The organism is Burkholderia sp. Bp8963 (genome assembly GCF_003854275.1).
GTDB lineage: Bacteria > Pseudomonadota > Gammaproteobacteria > Burkholderiales > Burkholderiaceae > Burkholderia.
The window spans coordinates 57543-78288 of sequence record NZ_QTQP01000024.1; the positions used below are offsets into that span (position 1 = coordinate 57543).

18 protein-coding genes are annotated in these 20746 nt (G+C 65.1%); 9 read left to right on the forward strand and 9 right to left on the reverse strand.

The features are described 5' to 3' along the window. Positions 1–4: 4 nt before the first annotated feature. A complete protein-coding gene (locus DID96_RS20725) occupies positions 5–1894 on the forward strand; it encodes a chorismate-binding protein (RefSeq protein WP_124601138.1) in 1890 nt (629 codons plus the stop codon). Between the two features lie 123 nt (positions 1895–2017). On the opposite strand, the gene panB is transcribed toward DID96_RS20725, so the two are convergent. The 6 genes from panB to hda are packed head-to-tail and all read right to left on the reverse strand — an operon-like array spanning position 2018 to position 7090. Next, positions 2018–2833 carry a 3-methyl-2-oxobutanoate hydroxymethyltransferase gene (gene panB, locus DID96_RS20730; RefSeq protein ID WP_124601139.1) on the reverse strand — a complete coding sequence of 272 codons (816 nt, stop codon included), beginning with the start codon at positions 2831–2833 and terminating at the stop codon, positions 2018–2020. A gap of 40 nt (positions 2834–2873) precedes the next feature. Next, positions 2874–3560, reverse strand: a complete 687-nt coding sequence (locus DID96_RS20735) for a deoxynucleoside kinase (RefSeq protein ID WP_124601140.1) — start codon at positions 3558–3560, stop codon at positions 2874–2876. Next, positions 3557–4093 carry a 2-amino-4-hydroxy-6-hydroxymethyldihydropteridine diphosphokinase gene (gene folK / locus DID96_RS20740; RefSeq protein ID WP_124601141.1) on the reverse strand — a complete coding sequence of 179 codons (537 nt, stop codon included), beginning with the start codon at positions 4091–4093 and terminating at the stop codon, positions 3557–3559. Before folK ends, DID96_RS20735 begins: the two co-directional genes overlap by 4 nt. A gap of 35 nt (positions 4094–4128) precedes the next feature. Beyond that, complete coding sequence (pcnB, locus tag DID96_RS20745) at positions 4129–5658, reverse strand: polynucleotide adenylyltransferase PcnB (protein WP_124601142.1); 1530 nt, start codon at positions 5656–5658, stop codon at positions 4129–4131. Positions 5659–5663: 5 nt separating this feature from the next. Continuing rightward, positions 5664–6341, reverse strand: a complete 678-nt coding sequence (locus DID96_RS20750) for an HAD family phosphatase (RefSeq protein ID WP_124601143.1) — start codon at positions 6339–6341, stop codon at positions 5664–5666. Positions 6342–6352: 11 nt separating this feature from the next. Then, entirely contained in the window at positions 6353–7090 is a 738-nt protein-coding gene (hda, locus tag DID96_RS20755) for a DnaA regulatory inactivator Hda (protein ID WP_311767760.1), read from the reverse strand. Positions 7091–7319: 229 nt separating this feature from the next. Between hda and purM the strand changes: the two genes are divergently transcribed. Next, the gene (gene purM, locus DID96_RS20760; RefSeq protein ID WP_124601145.1) at positions 7320–8375 is read left to right on the forward strand and encodes a phosphoribosylformylglycinamidine cyclo-ligase; all 1056 of its coding nucleotides are present in this window, start codon (positions 7320–7322) and stop codon (positions 8373–8375) included. 100 nt (positions 8376–8475) lie between these two features. On the opposite strand, the gene miaA is transcribed toward purM, so the two are convergent. Next, on the reverse strand, positions 8476–9450 hold the full coding sequence (gene miaA, locus DID96_RS20765) for a tRNA (adenosine(37)-N6)-dimethylallyltransferase MiaA (RefSeq protein WP_124601146.1): 975 nt from the start codon (positions 9448–9450) through the stop codon (positions 8476–8478). Next, entirely contained in the window at positions 9447–11453 is a 2007-nt protein-coding gene (gene mutL / locus DID96_RS20770) for a DNA mismatch repair endonuclease MutL (protein ID WP_124601147.1), read from the reverse strand. The genes miaA and mutL overlap by 4 nt, the downstream gene beginning before the upstream one ends. 172 nt (positions 11454–11625) lie before the next feature. Between mutL and DID96_RS20775 the strand changes: the two genes are divergently transcribed. Continuing rightward, complete coding sequence (locus DID96_RS20775) at positions 11626–12309, forward strand: DedA family protein (protein WP_124601148.1); 684 nt, start codon at positions 11626–11628, stop codon at positions 12307–12309. A gap of 81 nt (positions 12310–12390) precedes the next feature. On the opposite strand, the gene DID96_RS20780 is transcribed toward DID96_RS20775, so the two are convergent. Further along, positions 12391–13203, reverse strand: coding sequence for a mechanosensitive ion channel family protein (locus DID96_RS20780; protein WP_124601149.1), 813 nt, complete (start codon positions 13201–13203; stop codon positions 12391–12393). A 368-nt stretch (positions 13204–13571) separates the two neighbouring features. Here DID96_RS20780 and DID96_RS20785 point away from each other — a divergent pair, with 368 nt between their 5' ends. The 6 genes from DID96_RS20785 to wecC all read left to right on the forward strand — a co-directional run bounded on the left by DID96_RS20785 (position 13572) and on the right by wecC (position 20745). Next, positions 13572–14375, forward strand: coding sequence for an ABC transporter permease (locus DID96_RS20785; RefSeq protein ID WP_124601150.1), 804 nt, complete (start codon positions 13572–13574; stop codon positions 14373–14375). Beyond that, positions 14372–15034 carry an ABC transporter ATP-binding protein gene (locus DID96_RS20790; protein WP_124601151.1) on the forward strand — a complete coding sequence of 221 codons (663 nt, stop codon included), beginning with the start codon at positions 14372–14374 and terminating at the stop codon, positions 15032–15034. Before DID96_RS20785 ends, DID96_RS20790 begins: the two co-directional genes overlap by 4 nt. Next, positions 15027–16133, forward strand: a complete 1107-nt coding sequence (locus tag DID96_RS20795; RefSeq protein ID WP_124601152.1) for a lipopolysaccharide biosynthesis protein — start codon at positions 15027–15029, stop codon at positions 16131–16133. The genes DID96_RS20790 and DID96_RS20795 overlap by 8 nt, the downstream gene beginning before the upstream one ends. Before the next feature lie 179 nt (positions 16134–16312). After that, a complete protein-coding gene (locus DID96_RS20800; protein ID WP_260463965.1) occupies positions 16313–18067 on the forward strand; it encodes a polysaccharide biosynthesis/export family protein in 1755 nt (584 codons plus the stop codon). Positions 18068–18197: 130 nt separating this feature from the next. After that, on the forward strand, positions 18198–19379 hold the full coding sequence (gene wecB, locus DID96_RS20805; protein ID WP_260463966.1) for a non-hydrolyzing UDP-N-acetylglucosamine 2-epimerase: 1182 nt from the start codon (positions 18198–18200) through the stop codon (positions 19377–19379). 97 nt (positions 19380–19476) lie between these two features. Then, positions 19477–20745: a UDP-N-acetyl-D-mannosamine dehydrogenase gene (gene wecC, locus DID96_RS20810; RefSeq protein WP_124601154.1), complete on the forward strand. Its 1269-nt coding sequence runs from the start codon at positions 19477–19479 to the stop codon at positions 20743–20745. Position 20746: the final 1 nt, after the last annotated feature.

Below are 20746 nucleotides of genomic sequence, written 5' to 3' on the forward strand. Positions count from 1 at the left end.
CGGCATGGCTGAAGGCAGCGAGAGCGCGCCGTTCGCGCTCTTGGACGATTGCGACTCGACCGCGACCGCGCGGTCGAGTCGCTTGTATACGGGTTTCGTGCGCGAGCGGGTGTGCGCCGATCCCGCGCAGCTCGACGCGGTCGATGCGGCGCTCGCGCAGGACCTGCGTGACGGGCTGCATGCGGTCGTGGTCGGCGATTACGAATTCGGACGCAACCTGCAATGGGCGCAGCCGGGCAAGGCCCCGCTGCGCTTTTTGCTGTTTGCGCGCTGCGAGCGCCTGTCGCGCGACGAAGTCGGCGCGTGGCTCGCGGAACGCGACGGCGGTGCGGCCACGCCGTCGATCGCGGGCGTCGCGCATGTGACGAAGAGCGTGACGCGCGACGAATTCGATACGGCGATCGCCGCCGTGCACGAGGCATTGCGCGCGGGCGACTCGTACCAGGTCAATTACACGTACCGGCTCCATTTCGACGTGTTCGGCACGCCGCTCGCGCTGTACCGGCGGCTGCGCGCGCGCCAGCCCGTGCGCTATGGCGCGCTGATCGCGCTGCCGGAGCGCGCGTGGGTCGTGTCGTGTTCGCCTGAGCTGTTCGTCGAGAAGCACGGCGACGTGCTGCGCGCACGGCCGATGAAGGGCACCGCACCGCGTTCGGATGACCCGCAGCGCGATGCCGACGCGGCCGTGTTCCTCGCGAGCGACCCGAAGAACCGCGCGGAGAACGTGATGATCGTCGACCTGCTGCGCAACGACGTGTCGCGGATCGCGCGCACGGGCACGGTCAAGGTGCCCGCGCTGTTCTCGGTCGAGCCGTATGCGTCGGTGTGGCAGATGACGTCGACCGTCGAGGCCGGATGGCGCGCCGGCACCACGTTTGCCGGCATGCTGCGCGCGCTGTTCCCATGCGGCTCGATCACCGGCGCGCCGAAGCACAAGACGATGCAGTTGATCGACGCGATCGAATCGACGCCGCGCGGCCTCTACACGGGTACGATCGGTTGGCTCGACGCGCCGAAGGAAGGCGTCGGCTGCGGCGATTTCTGCCTGTCGGTCGCGATCCGCACGCTGACGCTCGATGCGATCGGCAGCGGCGTGGCCAGCGGAGATCCGGCCGGTGAAAAGTCGACCGTCGCACGCGGCCGGCGCACCGGCACGATGGGGGTCGGCGCGGGGATCGTCCTCGACAGCGTCGCCGCCGACGAATATGCGGAGTGCGAATTGAAAGCGCGATTCCTGACCGATGCCGATCCCGGCTTCCAGCTGTTCGAAACGACTTGCGCGACGCGTGCGGACGGCATACGTCATGTCGACCGCCATCTCGCCCGGCTGCAACGCAGCGCGGACGCGCTCGGCTTCCGCTTCGATGCGGCGGCGCTGAGGCGCGAGATCGACGCACGTTGCGCGGCACTCGACGGCGACGGTCCGTACCGGATGAAACTGGCGCTGGCGAAGGACGGCACGGTCGAGATCATCGCAGCGCCGCTGAAGCCGCTGCCTGCGGGCCCCATTGGCGTGCTGTTCGCCGCCGACCATGGCTTCGCGCCGACGCATGCCGACGACGCGCTGCTGCTGCACAAGACGACCCGCCGCGCCGATTACGATCACGCATGGCAGGCCGCCGAGGCACTCGGCTGTTTCGACATGCTGTTCGTCAACGAGCGTGGTGAAGTGACGGAGGGCGGTCGCTCGAACCTGTTCGTGAAGCTCGACGGTCAATGGGTGACGCCGCCGTTGTCGTGCGGCGTGCTGCCGGGCGTGATGCGCGGCGTGCTGCTCGACGACCCGTCGTTCGGCGCGACCGAGCGGGTCGTGACGCGCGACGACCTCGCGCGCGCGGAAGCGTTGCTGCTGACGAACGCGTTGCGCGGCGCGGTCGATGCGGTGCTGAAATGACGTGTGCGATGCGGCGCTAGACTGTCGTCGTCTCCGTGCACAACGAAAAGCGCGGCGCCCCTGTAACGGGGCGCCGCGCTTTTTTTCATGTCCGTCGGCCGGCGGCAGATCGCCGCCCGCACGTCAGAACGAATGTTCCGGGCCGGGGAACGTGCCGTCCTTCACCGCACGCACATAGGCTTCGACGGCCGCATGGATGTTCGGCTGGCCTTGCATGAAATCCTTCACGAAACGCGGCCGCTTGCCGGGGAAGATGCCGAGCATGTCGTGCAGCACGAGCACCTGGCCCGAGCAGTCCGCGCCCGCGCCGATGCCGATCGTCGGGATCTTCAGCATGTGCGTGACTTCCGACGCGACGAGCGTCGGCACCGCCTCGATCACCACGAGCTGCGCGCCCGCGTCCTCGATCGCGCGTGCGTCGCGCAGCAGCTGTGCGGCGCCGGATTCGGTCTTGCCCTGCACCTTGAAGCCGCCGAACGCATGCACCGACTGCGGCGTGAGGCCGACGTGCGCACACACGGGCACCGAACGCTCGACGAGGAAGCGCACGGTGTCGGCGAGCCATTCGCCGCCTTCGAGCTTCACCATCTGCGCGCCTGCGCGCATCAGCTTGACGGCGCTCGCGAACGCGTCGGCCGGCGTGCCGTACGTGCCGAACGGCAGGTCCGCGACGACCAGCGCACCCGGTTGCGCGCGCGCGACGCATGCGGTGTGGTACGCGATGTCGTCGAGCGTGACGGGCAGCGTGGTCGTGTGGCCCTGCAGCACGTTGCCGAGCGAGTCGCCGATCAGCAGCACGTCCGCGCCCGCGCGGTCGAGCAGCGCGGCGAAGCTCGCGTCGTAGCAGGTCAGCATCGCAATCTTCTCGCCGGCGTCGCGCATTGCCTGCAGCTTGGGCACCGTCACGGCAGGCCGACTCGATTCCTGGAGATAGGTCATGGAAAATCCGGTTCGATGGGTGAAAAAGCGGCGAGACGCGTCAGCGCGTCGTCTCGCCCTTGACGAAGAACTCCTTGCGGCCACGCATCGTTTCGATGCGCTCGACCAGCAATGCGAGGTCTTCCGGGGATTCCAGCGGGTTCAGATGTTCCGCGGCGACCGTCAGCACCGGTGTGCGGTCGTAGTGATAGAAGAATTCGTTGTACGCGTCGACGAGCGCGCGCAGATAGGTGTCGCCGATCTGCAATTCCATTGGCAGGCCGCGCTTCTGGATCCGCGCGAACAGCACCTCGGGGCTCGCCTGCAGGTACACGACGAGATCGGGCGTGGGCGCCTCGCGCACGTCCAGGTGCGCCGACAGCGCACGATACAGCTGCCATTCATCGTCGGGCAGGTTTAGCCGCGCGAAGATCTCGTTCTTCTGCGGCATGAAATCGGCGACGACCGGCCGGCCCGTTTCCAGTGCGCCGATCAGTTCGCGCGCCTGCTGCGCGCGTTGCAGCGCGAACGACAGCTGCGTCGGCAGCGCATAGCGCGCGGTATCGCGATAGAAGCGTTCGAGAAACGGGTTGTCCTGCGGGCGTTCGAGCAGCGTCTGCATCGACCAGCGTTCCGCGAGCAGGCTCGCGAGCGTCGTCTTGCCGACCCCGATCGGGCCTTCGATCACGAGATAGCGGTGCGGCGCGCGCAGATCGGGCGCGGTGACGGTCAGCGGTGTCGGGTTCATTGGCAGCGGTCCTTGTCCGCGCTGTCGGCCAGCACCTTCTGCAGCAGGCACTGACAGGTCTGGACCTTCTCGATGCGCTGGCTCGCGACCGCCGCGAGGAACGCGTCGGCGCGGCCGCGTGCCGGGATGTCGAGCGCCGGCTCGATCTCGACGAGCGGCACGAGCGCGAACGCGCGATCGGTCAGGCGCGGGTGCGGCACGATCAGGTCGGGTTCGTCGATCGAGTCGGTGCCGAACAGCAGGATGTCGATGTCGAGCGTGCGCGGCGCGTTGCGGTACGGGCGCTCGCGCCCGAAGTGATGCTCGATCTTCTGGCAGAGGGCGAGCAGCTCGCGCGCGACGAGCGTCGTGTCGATCTTCACCGCGCAGTTGTAGTAGTCGTCGCCCCCGGCGTCGACCGGGGCCGTGCGATACAGGCTCGACTTGTCGAGCACGGCGATCGTGCGCTGCTGGGCGAGACACACCACCGCGTCCTTCAGGGTCTGGCGTGCATCGCCGAGATTCGCCCCCAGGCCGAGATATGCAACCGTCATGGCATCACTTCCTACGTCGTTCGCCGGCGAGCGCGTCAGTCTTCCGAATCGCCCGAATCGTCCGGGCCGCCCGGCGCCTGCTCGACGCCTTCGCCCGGCTTGCGATTCCTCGCACCGCCGCGGCGGCGCCGCTTGCGGGGCGATTTTTCCTTGGCCGCGCCCTGCGTGAGCAATGCCTCGCGGGCGGCCGCGTCGCCTTCGATGAAATCCGTCCACCACTGCCCGACGACCGGGTCCAGCTCGCCGGATTCGCAGCGTAACAGGAGGAAATCATACCCCGCTCTAAATCTTTGGTGTTCCAGCAGGCGCATCGCGCTGCGGCCGGAGCGCTTCTCGAGGCGCAGCTGCAGCCCCCAGATCTCGCGCATGTCGGCCGAGTAGCGCTTGTGGATCGCGAGCTTCTCGGTCTGCATGTCGAGCACGTCGTCCATCGCGCGATGCAGCGCGGGCACCGGGAATTCGCCGTCGGCCGTGTACTGCTCGAAGCGCTGGCGCATGTCGTGCCACAGCAGCGTCGCGAACAGGAAGCCCGGCGACACCGGCTTGCCGGCGCGCACGCGCGCGTCGGTGTTGTTCAGCGCGAGCGTGATGAATTTCTCGCCCTGCGGCTGCTCGAGCACGACGTCGAGGAGCGGCAGCAGGCCGTGATGCAGGCCTTCCTTGCGCAGCTGCTTCAGGCACGCGAGCGCATGGCCCGACAGCAGCAGCTTCAGCATCTCGTCGAACAGGCGCGCGGCCGGCACGTTGTTGATCAGGTCGGCGAGCGCGTTGATCGGCTCGCGCGTATGCGGCTCGATGTCGAAGCCGAGCTTCGCCGCGAAGCGCACGACGCGCAGCATCCGCACCGGGTCTTCGCGATAGCGGGTGGCCGGATCGCCGATCATCCGCAGCAGGCGGGCGCGCACGTCGGCCATCCCGTCGTGGTAGTCGAGCACCGTCTGCGTCGACGGGTCGTAGTACATCGCGTTGATCGTGAAGTCGCGGCGCGCGGCGTCTTCATGCTGATCGCCCCACACGTTGTCGCGCAGCACGCGGCCGCTCGCGTCGACTGCGTGCGTGCGCCGGTCGAGCTCGTCGCGCTTCAGGCGCTTCGGCGGTTCGTCCTCGGCGGGCGGCGCGTCGACGAGCGCGCGGAACGTCGACACCTCGATCAGCTCCTGGCCGAACTGCACGTGGACGATCTGGAAGCGGCGGCCGATCACGCGCGCGCGGCGGAACAGGCGCTGCACCTCGGTCGGCGTCGCGTCGGTCGCGACGTCGAAGTCCTTCGGCGCGATGCCGAGCAGCAGGTCGCGGACCGCGCCGCCGACGATGAATGCGCGGAAGCCCGCCTGCTGCAGCGTGTCGGTCACGCGCACGGCGTTCTTCGAGATCAGCGCGGGATCGATGCCGTGCACGCTCACGGGCACGACGGTCGGCTCGTGGTTGTGCGTCTTTTTGGCGGCGGCGCGTGCGCCTTTCTTGCCGCGCGGGGTGGCCGGGGTGTGCGGAACGGCCGTTGCTTCGGCCTGGGGTTGCACGGCGTCGTCCTGGCCGAGCAGCTTGCGGATGAATTTTTTGATCACGACGTTCAGAAGAGATCGAGGATGCGCCAGCCGCGGTTGCGTGCATGCGCGCGCAGCGTGTCGTCAGGGTTGGTCGCGATCGGGTCGGTGACCTTCTCGAGCAGCGGGATGTCGTTGTGCGAATCGCTGTAGAAGTAGCTGTGCTCGAAGTCGTCCCAGTGCTTGCCGAGCGATGCGAGCCACGTTTCGGTGCGGACGATCTTGCCTTCGCGATAGCTCGGCGTGCCGGTCGGCCGGCCCGTGTAAGGCGAATCGGGGTGGCCGTCGGTCGTCTCGACCTCGCAGGCGATCAGCGTGTCGACGCCGAACGCGCTCGCGATCGGCCGGGTGATGAACTCGTTGGTCGCGGTGACGATGCAGCACAGGTCGCCCGCATCGACGTGCTCGCGCACGAGTTCGAGCGCGGCGGGCAGCATCGCGGGCCGGATCACCTCGTGCATGAACTGCTCGTGCCATTGCGCGAGCTGCGCGCGCGAATACTTCGCGATCGGCGTGAGCATCGCGGTCAGGTACGCGTGAATGTCGAGCTGGCCGGCCTTGTAGTCGGCGAAGAACTGGTCGTTCTGACGCGAGAAGCTTTCCGCGTCGACGATGCCGAGCTTCACCATGAAGCGACCCCATTCGTGGTCGCTATCGGTCGGGATCAGCGTGTGATCGAGGTCAAAGAGTGCCAGATTAGTCATGGGTGCGCATTTTACTCGAAGCGGTTTGAGCCCGTGCCCGGCGGCACGATGTCGTCGCCGGGGCGGGCCAGCATCCGGCGCAGCAGCGGCAGCGTGACGGCGCGCTTCTGCTCGAGCGAGAAGCGGTCGAGCGCATCGAGCAGCGCCATCAGGCTGGGCATGTCGCGGCGGAAATGGGTGAGCAGGTAAGCCGCGATGTCGTCGGTGAGCGCGATGCCGCGCTCCTTCGCCGCGAGCTTCAGCACGGCGATCTTGCCGGCGTCGGACAGCGGCGTCAGGTGGAACACGAGGCCCCAGCCGAGGCGTGTGCGCAGATCTTCGCGGACGTCGAGCGCGAGCGGCGCCGCGGGGCCGGCCGCGACGAACGCGCTCGACGGGTGCGCGCGCACCTCGTTGAACAGGTTGAACAGCGCGACCTGCTGCGTATCGTTCATCGCGTCGCAGTCGTCGATCGCGTAGATCGCGACGCGCGGGTCGAACGTGAACGCGCCGAGCGGGCTTTGCGGCGTCAGGTAGCGCGCATAGCCGTACGACGCGTCGCAGACGAGCGCCTGCAGCAGGTGACTGCGCCCGCTGCCGGGCTCGCCCCAGATGTAGAACGACCGGTCCGCCAGCGGACCCGCGGCCAGCGCGAGGTCGAGCTTCTGCAGCCGCGTGACGAGCTCGCCGTTCTCGCCCGTGATGAAATTGTCGAACGTGGCGGGTGGCGGCGTACCGAGATCGAGCGTCAGTTGACGGGAAGCAGTCACAATGCGGATCGGTTGGAGTCGAGCGTACCGAAGGCCGGGCCCGTGCCGGGGAGGGCTGCCACGCCGTCCGCGCGCACGGCCGCGCGCCGGCTCCGGCGCGGCTCGCGTGGCGATGAAAACGGGGACGTGTTGGCCAAGATGCAATCCCTGACGATTCGATGCGGGGAATTCCGGCTGCGCGGCCGGCTTCGGGTAAAATCGCATTTTACCGACCTTCTCGCATTCCCCCATGAATCCTCCGAAATCCGCTCCTGAAGCTCAAGGTCTGTCCTATCGTGACGCGGGCGTCGACATCGACGCGGGCGACGCGCTCATCGACAAGATCAAGCCCTTTGCGAAGAAAACCCTGCGCGACGGCGTGCTCGGCGGCATCGGCGGGTTCGGCGCGCTGTTCGAAGTGCCGAAGAAGTACCGCGAGCCGGTGCTCGTGTCGGGCACCGACGGCGTCGGCACCAAGCTCAAGCTTGCCTTTCATCTGAACAAACACGATACGGTCGGCCAGGATCTCGTCGCGATGAGCGTGAACGACATCCTCGTGCAGGGCGCAGAGCCGCTGTTCTTCCTCGATTACTTCGCGTGCGGCAAGCTCGACGTCGACACGGCCGCAACCGTCGTCAAGGGCATCGCGACGGGCTGCGAGCTGTCGGGCTGCGCGCTGATCGGCGGCGAGACCGCCGAGATGCCGGGCATGTACCCGGACGGCGAATACGACCTGGCCGGCTTCGCGGTCGGCGCGGTCGAGAAGAGCAAGATCATCGACGGCAGCACGATCGCCGAGGGCGACGTGGTGCTGGGCCTTGCGTCGAGCGGCATCCACTCGAACGGCTTCTCGCTCGTGCGCAAGATCATCGAGCGCGCGAACCCGGACCTGTCGGCCGATTTCCACGGCCGCTCGCTCGCCGACGCGCTGATGGCGCCGACCCGCATCTACGTGAAGCCGCTCCTCGCGCTGATGGAAACGATCGCCGTGAAGGGCATGGCGCACATCACGGGCGGCGGCCTCGTCGAGAACATTCCGCGCGTGCTGCGCGAAGGCCTGACCGCTGAACTCGACCAGAGCGCATGGCCGCTGCCGCCGCTGTTCCAGTGGCTGCAGGAGCACGGCGGTGTCGCCGATGCGGAAATGCACCGCGTGTTCAACTGCGGGATCGGCATGGCCGTGATCGTGTCGGCGGCGGATGCCGATGAGGCGCTGCGTCAGCTGACGGCAGCCGGCGAGCAGGTGTGGAAGATCGGCACCGTGCGCGCGAGCCGCGAAGGTGAGGCGCAGACGGTCGTGGTCTGACGCGCTGTCCGCAGGACGATGTCACAGGAAGCCGCCCGGAGATGATCCGGGCGGTTTTTTTTCGGCTGTACGTGCCGCGCGCGGCGACGCGGTTCGCGCGTCAGGCCGGCGGGCGGCCGTCGAGCACGCGCTCCAGCGCGTCGACCGCCTGCGCGGTCGCGTCGGCCGCGACACAATCGACGACGATCCGCTCCGGCATCGCGCGCAGCCACGTGATCTGGCGCTTGCACAGCTGGCGCGTCGCGAAGATACCCTTGTCGCGCATCGTCGGATAGTCGGTGACGCCGTCGAGGAATTCCCATGCCTGCCGGTAGCCGACACAGCGCATCGACGGCAGGCCGAGATGGAGATCGTCGCGGCGGCGCAGCCGTTCGACCTCGTCGATGAAGCCCGCATCGAGCATCGCGTCGAAGCGCTGCGCAATGCGCGCGTGCAGTACCGCGCGGTCGGACGGCTCGAGCGCGACCGGCACGAAGCGGTAGCGGGCCGCTTCGTCGTCCGCGCGCCGTGGCGCGGCGAGCAGCGCCGACATTGGCCGGCCGCTCAGCAGGAACACCTCGAGCGCGCGCTGGATGCGCTGCGAATCGTTCGGCGCGAGGCGCGCGGCCGTCTCCTGGTCGACCTGCGCGAGCCGCGCGTGGAGCGCCGGCCAGCCGTCGCGCGCGGCTTGTGCGTCGAGTTCCGCGCGCACGGCCGGATCCGCCGACGGCAGGTCGTTCAGCCCCTGCGTCAACGCCTTGTAGTACAGCATCGTGCCGCCGGCGAGCAGCGGCGTGCGTCCGCGCGCGGCGATCTCACCGATCAGGCGCAGCGCGTCCGCGCGGAATTCGGCGGCCGAGTACGCATCGGCCGGGTCGATCAGGTCGATCAGGTGATGCGGCACGCGCGCGCGCTCGTCGCGGGTCGGCTTCGCGGTACCGATATCCATGTCGCGATAGACGAGCGCCGAATCGACGCTGACGATCTCGATCGGCCGGCGCTCTGCGAGCGCCAGCGCCGCGGCCGTCTTGCCGGAAGCGGTGGGGCCGAGCAGGCACGCGATCGTCGTCGGGCGGGAAGGCTGGGACACGCTCATTGGCCGCGCATGAACAGACGGTCGAGATCGGCGAGCGTGAGCTGATACCACGTCGGCCGGCCGTGATTGCACTGGTCCGCGCGTTCGGTCGCTTCCATCTGGCGCAGTAGCGCGTTCATCTCGTCGAGCGTGAGGCGCCGGTTCGCGCGCACGGCGTGATGGCATGCGAGCGTGCCGAGCAGTTCGTGCTGGCGCTCGGTGAGCACGCGCGAGCCGCCGAATGCATGCAGGTCGGCGAGCACGGCGCGTGCGAGTGCCTGAAGGTCCGCATCCTTCAGCAGCGCCGGCACCGCGCGGATTGCGAGCGACGTCGGCGACAGCACCGCGAGGTCGAAGCCGAGCGACTCGAGCGTGTCGCGTTCCTCTTCGACGGTGCCGATCTCGACCGGCGTCGCGGTCATCGATACCGGCAGCAGCAGCGCCTGCACCGCGACCGAGCGATCGGCGAGCGCGTTCTTGAACTGTTCGTACAGGATCCGCTCGTGCGCGGCATGCATGTCGACGATCACGAGCCCGTGCGCATTCTGCGCAAGCACGTAGATGCCGTGGATCTGGCCGAGCGCGAAGCCGAGCGGCTGGTCGTCGTGCGTGGTGCCTGCGAGCGATGGCGCCGCGAAGCCCGACGGTGGCGCGACTGGCGCGTCGGCTGCATCGTGCGCGACCGTCGTTGCGCCGGCCGGCGTGCCCGCTCCGCTGTCCTTGCGGCCGAACAGCGCATCGTAGAGCGCAAGCGGCTGCGCGACGGGCAGCGTGCCCTGCGTCATGCGCGACTGGCGCAGCCACGTGCTGCCTTGCGACGGGGGCGAGGACGGCGAGGGCGACTGCAACGGCGAGAAACCGCTGCCGCTGATGCCACCGCTACCGGCCTGACCGAGCGGCGTGCTCTGGAACGACGCCGGGCCCGGCACGGGGCCGATCTGCGCGGCATGGCCGCCCGCGGTGGTTTCCGGCGATGCACCCGCATGGCGTGCCAGCGCGCGCTGCACCGCGTGGAACACGTACTGGTGGATCGAACGCGAATCGCGGAACCGCACCTCGATCTTCGACGGGTGCACGTTCACGTCGACCCCTTCTGGCGGCAGGTCGAGGAACAGCACGTACGACGGGTAGCGGTCGCCGTGCAGCACGTCTTCGTAGGCTGCGCGCACCGCGTGCGTCAGCAGCTTGTCGCGCACGAAACGGCCGTTCACGAAGAAGTACTGCTGGTCGGCGCGGCCGCGGCTCGCGGTCGGCAGGCCCGCGCAGCCGTAGACGGCAAGCGGCCCCGCGCGTTCGTCGAGCGGCAGGTGCGCGGTCGCGAAGCTGTCGCCGAGAATCTTTGCGACGCGCTGCGCGGGCTCGGTCGCGTTCCAGTGTTCGACCGCCTTGCCGTTGTGCAGCACCGAGATCGCGACGTCAGGCCGCGCGAGCGCTGCGCGGCGGATCATTTCGATGCAATGGCCGAACTCCGTCTGCTCGCTCTTCAGGAACTTGCGGCGCGCGGGCGTGTTGAAGTACAGCTCGCGCACCTCGATCGTCGTGCCGACGGCGCCGGCGGCGGGCGCGAGCACGCCCGTCTGCGCGTCGATGCGCGTCGCGTGTGCCGCGTCGGCGGTGCGGCTCGTGATGGCCATCTCGGCGACCGACGCGATCGACGCGAGCGCTTCCCCGCGAAACCCGAGCGTTGCGACCGCTTCGAGCTCCTCGAGCGAGCGGATCTTGCTCGTCGCGTGGCGCATCAGTGCGAGCGGCAGCTCGCCGGGCGGGATCCCGCAGCCGTCGTCGGTGATCGAGATGCGCTTGACGCCGCCTTCGTCGAGCACGATGCGCAACGTGCTCGCGCCGGCGTCGAGGGCGTTTTCGAGCAGCTCCTTGACGACCGACGCCGGGCGCTCGACAACCTCGCCCGCGGCGATCTGGCTGATCAGCTGGTCGGGCAGGGGCTGGATCGCACGCAGCGGGCGCGGCGAGTGCGGATCGGGGGCGGGCACGGCGCCCGCGGCCGTTTCGGTGAATTCGGACATGGCCGAATTATAGCGAGGCGGCCGGCGCGCGCCGGGCCGGCGATCCGTTACGTTTTTTCACGGAGCCTTAAGGTAGATTGGGTATGATGACTGCGTTTCACGCGCCGCCCTTGCCGGGCGGGCGATTCCGCCCTTTTGGCCTCCCAGCCTGCTTGCCCTGAAGGAACCGCACTTGGATACGCTGCTTCATTTCGTCAATCTCGTCCTGCACATCGACGCATTCCTCGGCGATTTCATTCGGCAGTACGGCGCCTGGGTGTATCTGGTGCTGTTCCTGATCGTGTTCTGCGAGACGGGGCTCGTCGTGTTTCCGTTCCTGCCGGGCGATTCGCTGCTGTTCATCGGCGGCGCATTCGCGGCGACCGGCGAAATGAGCGTCGGTGCGCTGATCGTGCTGCTGCTCGTCGCGGCGATTAGCGGCAATACCGTCAACTATCTGATCGGCCGCTGGATCGGCCCGAAGGTGTTCAACACGCATATTCCGGTGCTCGAGCGCTTCCTCGACCGCGCGGCGCTGCAGAAGACCCACACGTTCTACGACAAGCACGGCGGCAAGACTATCGTGCTTGCGCGCTTCATTCCCGTCGTGCGGACGTTCGCGCCGTTCGTCGCGGGCGCGTCGGCGATGAGTGCTGCGCGCTTTCAGCTGTTCAACGTGCTCGGCGCGCTGCTGTGGGTGCTGCTGCTCGTGCTGCTCGGTTACTTCTTCGGCAACATCCCGTTCATCCGCCAGTACCTGAACGTGATCGTGCTGGCCGGGATCGGCGCGGCGGTCGTGCCGGTTGCGCTCGGTGCGCTGTGGAAGATCGTGCGCGGGCGTCAGTCGAGCGATGCGCAGAAGACGGGCGGGCGTTGATGCCCGTTGGTTGTCGAGGCAAGGGAAAAGCGTGGCAGCGGGCCACGCTTTTTTTTCGTCTGTGACCGACGTGCGGCGGCGTCAGGTCGTACGGTTCGAGATCGGCGTTACCGGCGTCGGGTATTGCGCGTCGCGGAACGTGTCGAGGATCGCGCGGTTGGTGTCGCAGTACACCTGCCAGTAGTTCGCCGGCTGCGTGGACGGGCGCACGAACAGCAGCGGGCCTTCTGGCGTGAACTGCAGCACGCCGACGTCCGGCGCCGGGCTGGTCAGCACGTTCGGGACCTTCTGGACCGCTTCCTTCAGGCGGTTGATCGCGTCGACCGCGTCGACGCCGTTCGCGATCTTCGCGGTGAGGTCGACTCGGCGGTATGGCGTCGCGCTGTAGTTCGCGATGTTGTCCGAGAAGATCTTGTTGTTGCCGACGATGGTCACGATGTTGTCCGCAGTGATGATCGTCGTGCCGAACAGGCCGAGCTCCTTCACCGTGCCGGTGACACCGCCCGCGTTGATCACGTCGCCGATCTTGAACGGCCGCAGCACCTGCATGAACACGCCGGCTGCGAAGTGCGCGAGCAGGCCGCCCCAGGCCGTGCCGATCGCGAGGCCGAGGCCGGCGAGCAGCGCGGCGAACGACGTGGTCTGCACGCCGAAAATCTGCAGGATCGCGAGGATCAGCAGGATCGTCAGCAGCACGCCGACGACGGAAGTCAGGTAGTCGGCGAGGGTCGAGTCGACCTTGCCGCTGCGCTGCACGATCTTGCCGAGCAGCCGCGTGGCGATGCGGATCGCCCAGCGGCCGACGAACCACAGGACGATGGCTGCGAGGAGGTTGAGGCCGAAATCCAGGCCGCGGGTCATCAGGAATTGCTGGGCAGTGTCGAGGTTCAGCATGGGGGCTCCGTGGTGACTGTAAGGAAAGAGTTTCGGTGGGAAGCGCTCCCATTTTATTACGTAATTTTACGAAACATGGTTTCGAGAATTGAGCGTAGGGGCGGCGGAGCCCCGGCGGAAGGGGCTGGAGCGAGTGGTGGTTTTGCTTCCTGTCATGATTGACAGTCTTGACAGTCGGCATGTCGCAAGCATGTATAAAACCGTTAAAGTTTTAAAAGTAAGCAAGTTTTCGCACCTGTAAACTGGTACAATGCGGCGCCTCGGTAGTTTGGAAGAGGCAAGCGAAATTAATTTTTCGGGTTGCGCCGGGCATTGACGCATGTCCATAGCGCGTAAGGCATAAGTGATAAAAGGAACCGGGGTTGCATATGGGAGAACCGCCAAACGGGGGTTCCAGGCTGGGCGAGGCGTTCTCCATTCAGCGGAGAGTCATATACGCATTGTTCTTGCGCGAACTGAAGACCCGGTTCGGCAAGCATCGGCTCGGGTATCTGTGGGTATTTTTGGAGCCGGTTGTTCATATGCTCGTGTTGTTCGCGATTCTGGGGTTGATTGCGAAGCACACGATGCCCGGTATTCCCTTTCCGGTATTTCTGATCTGCGGCCTCGTGCCGTATTTCATGTTTGTCAATATTGCCTTGCGATCGCTGAATGCGCTCGAGGCGAATCTCGGCCTGCTCAGCTATCGCCCGGTGCATCCGCTGGATACGCTGATTGCGCGCGCGGGCCTCGAATGCATTATCAGTGCCGTCGTATTGGTCGTATTGCTGGTGATTCTCGATCTGAGCGGGCAGTCAGTTCAGTTGAGCGATATTCCGGAGTTGGCGGCGATCTGGGGTGTGTTGGTGCTTTTTGGATTGGGGCTCGGAATTATTTTCATGGTGATCGGTCATGAATTTCCGGTCAGCGAGAAAATTATTCCGTTGTTCATGCGGCCGCTGTACTTCATGAGTGCGGTGATGTATCCGCTGACGACCATTCCAGCCGAGTACCGGGGATGGGTATTGTGGAATCCGCTCGTTCACGCGCTCGAACTATTGCGGCATACGGTTGTGCCGGCGTATGCGGTCGAAAACGTCAGTCTTGTATATATGACGTTCAGCGCGCTCGTTGTCCTGTTCGTCGGCCTTGCATTGTATAAGGCGCGCGAACCGTCCCTGCTGCGATCATGATCCGTCTCGAGAATCTCACGAAGTCGTATAAAACCCCATCCGGCCGGCATTACGTCTTCAAGGATGTCAATGTTGAAGTGCCGTCGGGCAAGAGTATTGGCTTGATTGGGCGCAATGGTGCGGGCAAGAGTACGTTGCTCAGCATCATCGGAGGCATCGACAGGCCTGATCGCGGCCGGGTGGTGACGAACAAGCGCATATCGTGGCCGGTCGGTCTCGCGAACGGGTTTCAGAGCAGCATGACAGGGCGCGAGAACGTCAAGTTTGTCGCGCGCCTGTACGCGGGCAAGCATGAGTTGGCGGATAAGGTGCGCTTCGTCGCCGATTTCTGCGATCTCGGCAAGTTCTTCGACATGCCGATTCGCAGCTATTCGACCGGTATGCGGGCGCGGCTGGGCTTCGGGCTGTCGATGGCCTTTGATTTCGACTATTACGTGATCGACGAGGTGACCGCGGTCGGGGATGCCGTTTTCAGAAAGAAGAGTGAAGCGCTGATGGAGGCAAGGCGGGCCGTCAGCCAGTTTATTTTCGTTTCGCACGGTCTCGAAGAAGTGCGCCGTATCTGCGATGTCGGGTTGCTGATCGGCAACGGGAAAGTTACGTACTACCCGGACGTGAACGAAGCGATCGAAGTCTACAAACAAGAGAACAATGTCTGATTGGTTGGTTAAGCTGCGCAAGCATCCGCTGCAGGTTTCGCTTATTGCGGTACCGCTCGTCGCATGCGGTCTGTATCTCGGGCTGATTTCCCGGGACCGCTACGTCAGCGAATCGATGGTGCAGGTGAAGGATTCGGGGCGATCCGTTGGCTCGGGGCTGAACATCCAGGCCTTGCTGGGCGGTGGCGGCGATGCTTCGGCGCGCGACGATGCGATCGTGCTCAAGGAGTACATCGAGTCGCCGGACATGCTTGCGAAGATCGATGCGCGGCTGAAGCTGAAGCAGGTGTTCGGCCATGTCGGCCTCGACTTGCCCAACCGGCTTTCGCCGAGTGCGACGCGCGAAGAAATGTTGAAGTACTACCTGCGCCGCGTCAGCGTGGACGTCGATGACAAGACCGGGATGATGACGATCCGCACGCAGGGGCTGACGCCGGAGTTTGCCCGGACGTTCAATCGGGCGCTCGTCAGCGAGAGCGAGACGTTCCTGAATGAACTGTCGCATCGCATTTCCCGAAACGACATGCAGTTCGCGCGAGAGGAAATCGACCGCTCGTACGACGAAGTGAAGGTTGCGCGCGATGCGGTGATCGCGTTCGAGAACAAGACCGGAATGCTGGATCCGACCGCAAGCGCCGAGGCGGGCGGCCGGATGGTGGTGGAGATGCAGTCGAAGCAGGCTGAGCTCGAGGCGGAACTGCGCAATCTGCTGACTTACATGAATGACGATGCGCCGCCCGTCGTTGCCAAACGCAATGCGCTGTCGGCGCTGACCGCGCAGATTGCGGTCGAGAAGGCCAAGCTTAGTGCGCCCGGCGACGGCAAGATGAACCGCACGGCCGCGCAGTATGCGGAACTCAAGGCTCGCCTGCAGTTTGCAACGGATATCTACAAGGTGTCGCTGTCGACGTTCGAAAAGGCGCGTATCGAGTCAGCTCACAAGGCCAAGAGTCTTTCGGTGATCGTGACGCCGAACCTACCGGAAGAGGCCGAGTATCCGCGCAAGCTTCACATTCTGATGTCGCTCGCAGTGGGTCTGTTGCTGTTGTTCGGTGTTATCAGGCTGACGCAGGCGATCATCGAGGATCACCGGACCTGATACACGTCCGTATGAGGATCGGGTGTTGCCAATATCAGGTGGCGCCACGTTCCGCTAAATAAGAAAACCGGGTGCTGTAACCGTCGTTGCCGCGGACTGGTTGATTGAAATCGTGCGGCGTCGATGGGGACGCAAAATTTGAGATGACCAATTTATCAAGAAGCCGGAAGGCATTGGCGGTGCTCGTCCTGACTGCCGCAAGCACGAGTGCTTTCGCGGGAATCAGCGACGCGCTGTTCGGACTGTCGACGACCGAGAGCGACAGTGGCTCGACTTCGGCGAAAGGCGCGTCCGATGGCAGCCAGCGCGGCGCGACCTCGACTGGCTTCAGCTATAACCCCGACGCCGTGGCGGGGGCATCGCTCGCGCTTCAAGGCGGCAAGCTTTCTCGTCAGCAGGGCGGCCCGGGCGGAGCAGCCCCGAGCCCTGTCGACGTCACCGTCGCGCCGCAGGCGCCGAACAACATGTTCGGCTCGCAGCTGTTCGGCGGAACCTTTCACAACAGCCGCGGCACCGGCTTCAATCCGGGTTACCAGGTCAGCATCGGCGACACCGTGACGCTGCGCATGTGGGGCGCATTCGCATTCGACGGGCAACTGGTCGTCGATCCGCAAGGCAATATCTTCGTGCCGAACGTCGGGCCGGTCACGGTTTCAGGTGTCCGCAACGCCGACCTGAACGGCCGCGTGCTTGCTGAAGTGCGCAAGGTCTACAAGGCGAACGTGAATGTCTATGCGAGCCTCGACGTTGCGCAGCCGGTGAAGGTGTACGTCACGGGGTACGTGAAGCAGCCGGGCATGTATGGCGGCATCGCGTCGGAAAGCATTCTGTCCTATATCGACAAGGCCGGCGGCGTCGACGTCGACCGGGGCAGCTACGTCGATGTGACGGTCAAGCGTGGCGGCGTTGTGCGCAAGCACTTCAACCTCTATGACTTCCTGCTGAACGGCACGATCGACCAGCTGCAGCTGGCCGACGGCGACGTGATCGTCGTGGGGCCGCGTGAGCACATCTTCACGGTTCGCGGCGAGGTGTACAACGCGTACGACTTCGAATTCGCGGCGCCCGTGATCTCGATGCAGCAGGCATTGGCCGTGGCGCGCCCGAAGCCGGGTGCAACGCACGTCAGCATCGTGCGCCGTCAGGGCACGGAGCGGACGAGCGAGTACTACCCGATTTCCCAAGCGGCGAATATCAAGCTCAACGACGGCGACCAGTTGTTCGTCACGTCGGACCGCTACGCCGGCACGATTCAGGTCCGTGTCGAAGGCGCGCATTCCGGCGAGCACGCACTCGTGCTGCCGTACGGCTCGACGATGGCCCAGGTGCTGGCGCAGGTCAGGACGAATCCGTTGTCGCGCGTCGACGAAGCCCAGCTGTTCCGCAAGTCGGTGGCGGATCGGCAGAAGGAAATGCTCGCCGTCGAACTGCAGAAGCTCCAGGAAGCGGCGCTGTCGGCGCCATCCGCAACGAGCGAGGAAGCGAACCTGCGTTCGAAGGAAGCGGAGAACATCACGAAGTTTGCCGCGCTTGCCAGCAAGACCGAGTTCAAGGGGCAAGTCGTTCTTAACGAGCAGACGATGGGGAGCGTGATTCTCGAGGACGGTGACGTCGTCAATATCCCCGAACGAACCAGCGTTGTCATGGTGCATGGAGAGGTGCTTTTCCCGAATGCCGTCGAATGGCAGTCGGGCATGACGACGAACGACTACATCTCGCATGTTGGCGGCTACACGCAGAAGGCCGACAACAGCAAGATCGTCGTGATTCACCAGAACGGCAAGGCTGAGCTTGTCGAAGGTGGTACGAAGATTGCTGCAGGTGACGAGCTGATGGTGTTGCCTAAGGTGAAATCGAAGAGCATCGAAATCGTGCGCGGGATCTCGCAGATCCTGTATCAGATGGCGGTGGCCGCGAAGGTGATCTTCTGGTGATTTGGCAGGACGTTACGTTACGCAATCCTGACGGCGTAACGTAACAAAAAGAGGGCCGCGGCGCGTCTTGGCACGAGCGCATCCCGGCGAATTGCCCCGACCGGGGCGAACACAAAAGCAATAAATACTCATGAAAATTCTGACCGTGTTTGGCACGCGGCCAGAGGCGATCAAGATGGCGCCACTGGTGCATGCGCTGAGGGGGAAGCCGGGTGTGGACTGTCGCGTATGCGTGACCGCTCAACACCGGCAAATGCTGGACCAAGTCCTTGAACTTTTTGAGATAAGGCCGGACTACGACCTGAATCTGATGAAGGCGGGGCAGACGCTGCAGTCGATCACGTGCGATATCGTGAACGAGATCACACCCGTTCTCGAATCGTTTCGACCGGACTACATGCTCGTGCATGGCGATACGACCACGACGTTTGCCAGCGCGCTCGCCGCGTTCTACCTGAAGATCAAGGTCGGACACGTCGAAGCGGGGCTGCGTAGCGGCGACATGTATTCGCCGTGGCCGGAAGAGGGCAATCGCAAGCTGACGGGGCAACTCGCCGACATCCATTTCGCGCCGACCGTGGCGTCGCGGGAAAACCTCCTCGCGGAGCGCGTGCGCGACGAAGACATCATCGTGACGGGCAATACTGTCATCGACGCGCTACTGAGGGTGACCCGGCGCCTCGAGCGCGACGACGCGTTGCAGAGCCAGATGCGCAGCGCGTTTCCGGCACTGCGCGACGGGCGTCGCATGGTGCTCGTTACGGCTCACCGGCGCGAGAACTTCGGCGACGGCATCCGGAACATCTGCCAGGCGATCCGCGAGCTCGCGGCACATTATCCGGACGTCGATTTCGTCTATCCGGTTCACCTGAATCCGCAGGTCAAGCTGCCGGCCGAAGAGATTCTCTCCGGCATTTCGAACGTTCACCTGCTGGATCCCCAGGACTATTTGCCGTTCGTCTATCTGATGTCGCGCTCCACGCTGATTCTTACCGATTCGGGCGGGATCCAGGAGGAAGCGCCGTCGCTCGGCAAGCCCGTGCTTGTGATGCGTGACACGACGGAACGGCCCGAAGCAGTCGCCGCCGGCACGGTTCGTCTGGTCGGCTCCGACAGCAGTCGAATTGTCACGGCCTGTCGCGAATTGCTCGACGATCCGGTGCGCTACGAGGAAATGGCGCGCGCGCACAACCCGTATGGGGATGGGCTCGCGTGCAAGCGCATCGTCGATCAGCTCGCAGGCGGTGGTGACCGCAGCGACGTGCAGCTTACGGCCGTCGCCTCCGATACCACGCAGGCGTTCGCCGAGTAATTCCGCGTTCGGAACAAGCGTACCGCTTGTCCGCAGACCCGACACAGGCGGCAAGTCGACGACTTGCCGCGAGCCATCACATCATCAAGGACGTCCCGTGAAACATTCCATTCAGTCTATCTCCGTCATCGGGCTGGGTTACATCGGCTTGCCGACGGCAGCCGTTCTCGCGTCGCGCAAGATCAAGGTGATCGGTGTCGATATCGACCAGCATGCGGTCGACACGATCAACCGCGGCGACATTCACATCGTCGAGCCGGAACTCGATATCGTCGTCCATGCCGCCGTCAAGGAAGGGTGGCTGCGCGCAACGACGCGTCCGGAAGCCGCCGATGCTTTCATGATCGCCGTGCCGACCCCTTTCCACGGCAATTACGAACCCGATCTGTCGTACGTGAAGGCCGCGAGCGAATCGATCGCGCCGGTTCTGAAGAAAGGCGACGTCGTGATTCTCGAATCGACGTCGCCGGTCGGCACGACCGAACAAATGGTCGAATGGCTGGCGAACGCGCGTCCGGACCTCACGTTCCCGAGCAAGGACCGGGACGAATGCGACGTGTGGGTTGCCTACTGCCCGGAGCGGGTACTGCCTGGCCAGGTCATCCGGGAGCTGATCGAGAACGATCGAGTGATCGGCGGCGTCAACCATGCGTCAGCCCTGCGTGCACAAGAGGTCTACCGTACGTTCGTCGAGGGGCAACTGCTGGTCACCGATGCTCGTACCGCCGAGATGTCGAAGCTCACGGAAAATGCGTTCCGAGACGTCAACATTGCGTTTGCGAATGAGCTCTCGCTGATCTGCGACAAGCTCGGCATCAATGTCTGGGAACTGATCGGCATCGCGAATCACCATCCGCGGGTCAACATCCTGCAACCCGGCCCGGGCGTCGGCGGACACTGCATCGCGGTCGATCCGTGGTTCATCGTCAACAAGACGCCGGAGCAGGCGCGGCTGATCCGACAAGCGCGTGAAGTGAACGATTCGAAACCGCATTGGGTGATCAACAAGGTTCGCGCGCAGATCGAGTCGCTCTGCGAGGCCGGCAAGACGCCGTCGGACATCCGCATCGCGTGCCTCGGGCTCGCATTCAAGCCCAATATCGACGATCTGCGCGAAAGCCCGTCGCTCGACATTGCACACAAGCTCGCCGCGGCCTATCCGGGGCAGGTCATGGCCGTCGAACCCCACATCGAAGCGATTCCGAACGAGCTGGGCGCGTTCGGCGCGCAGTTGACGGAGCGGGATGACGCAGTGAAGCAGGCGGACGTGCTCGTCATGCTCGTGGACCATGCGCACTTCAAGGAAATCAAGCCCGAGCTGCGTGCGGACCAGCGGCTCGTCGATGCAAAGGGTATTTGGGCCTGAG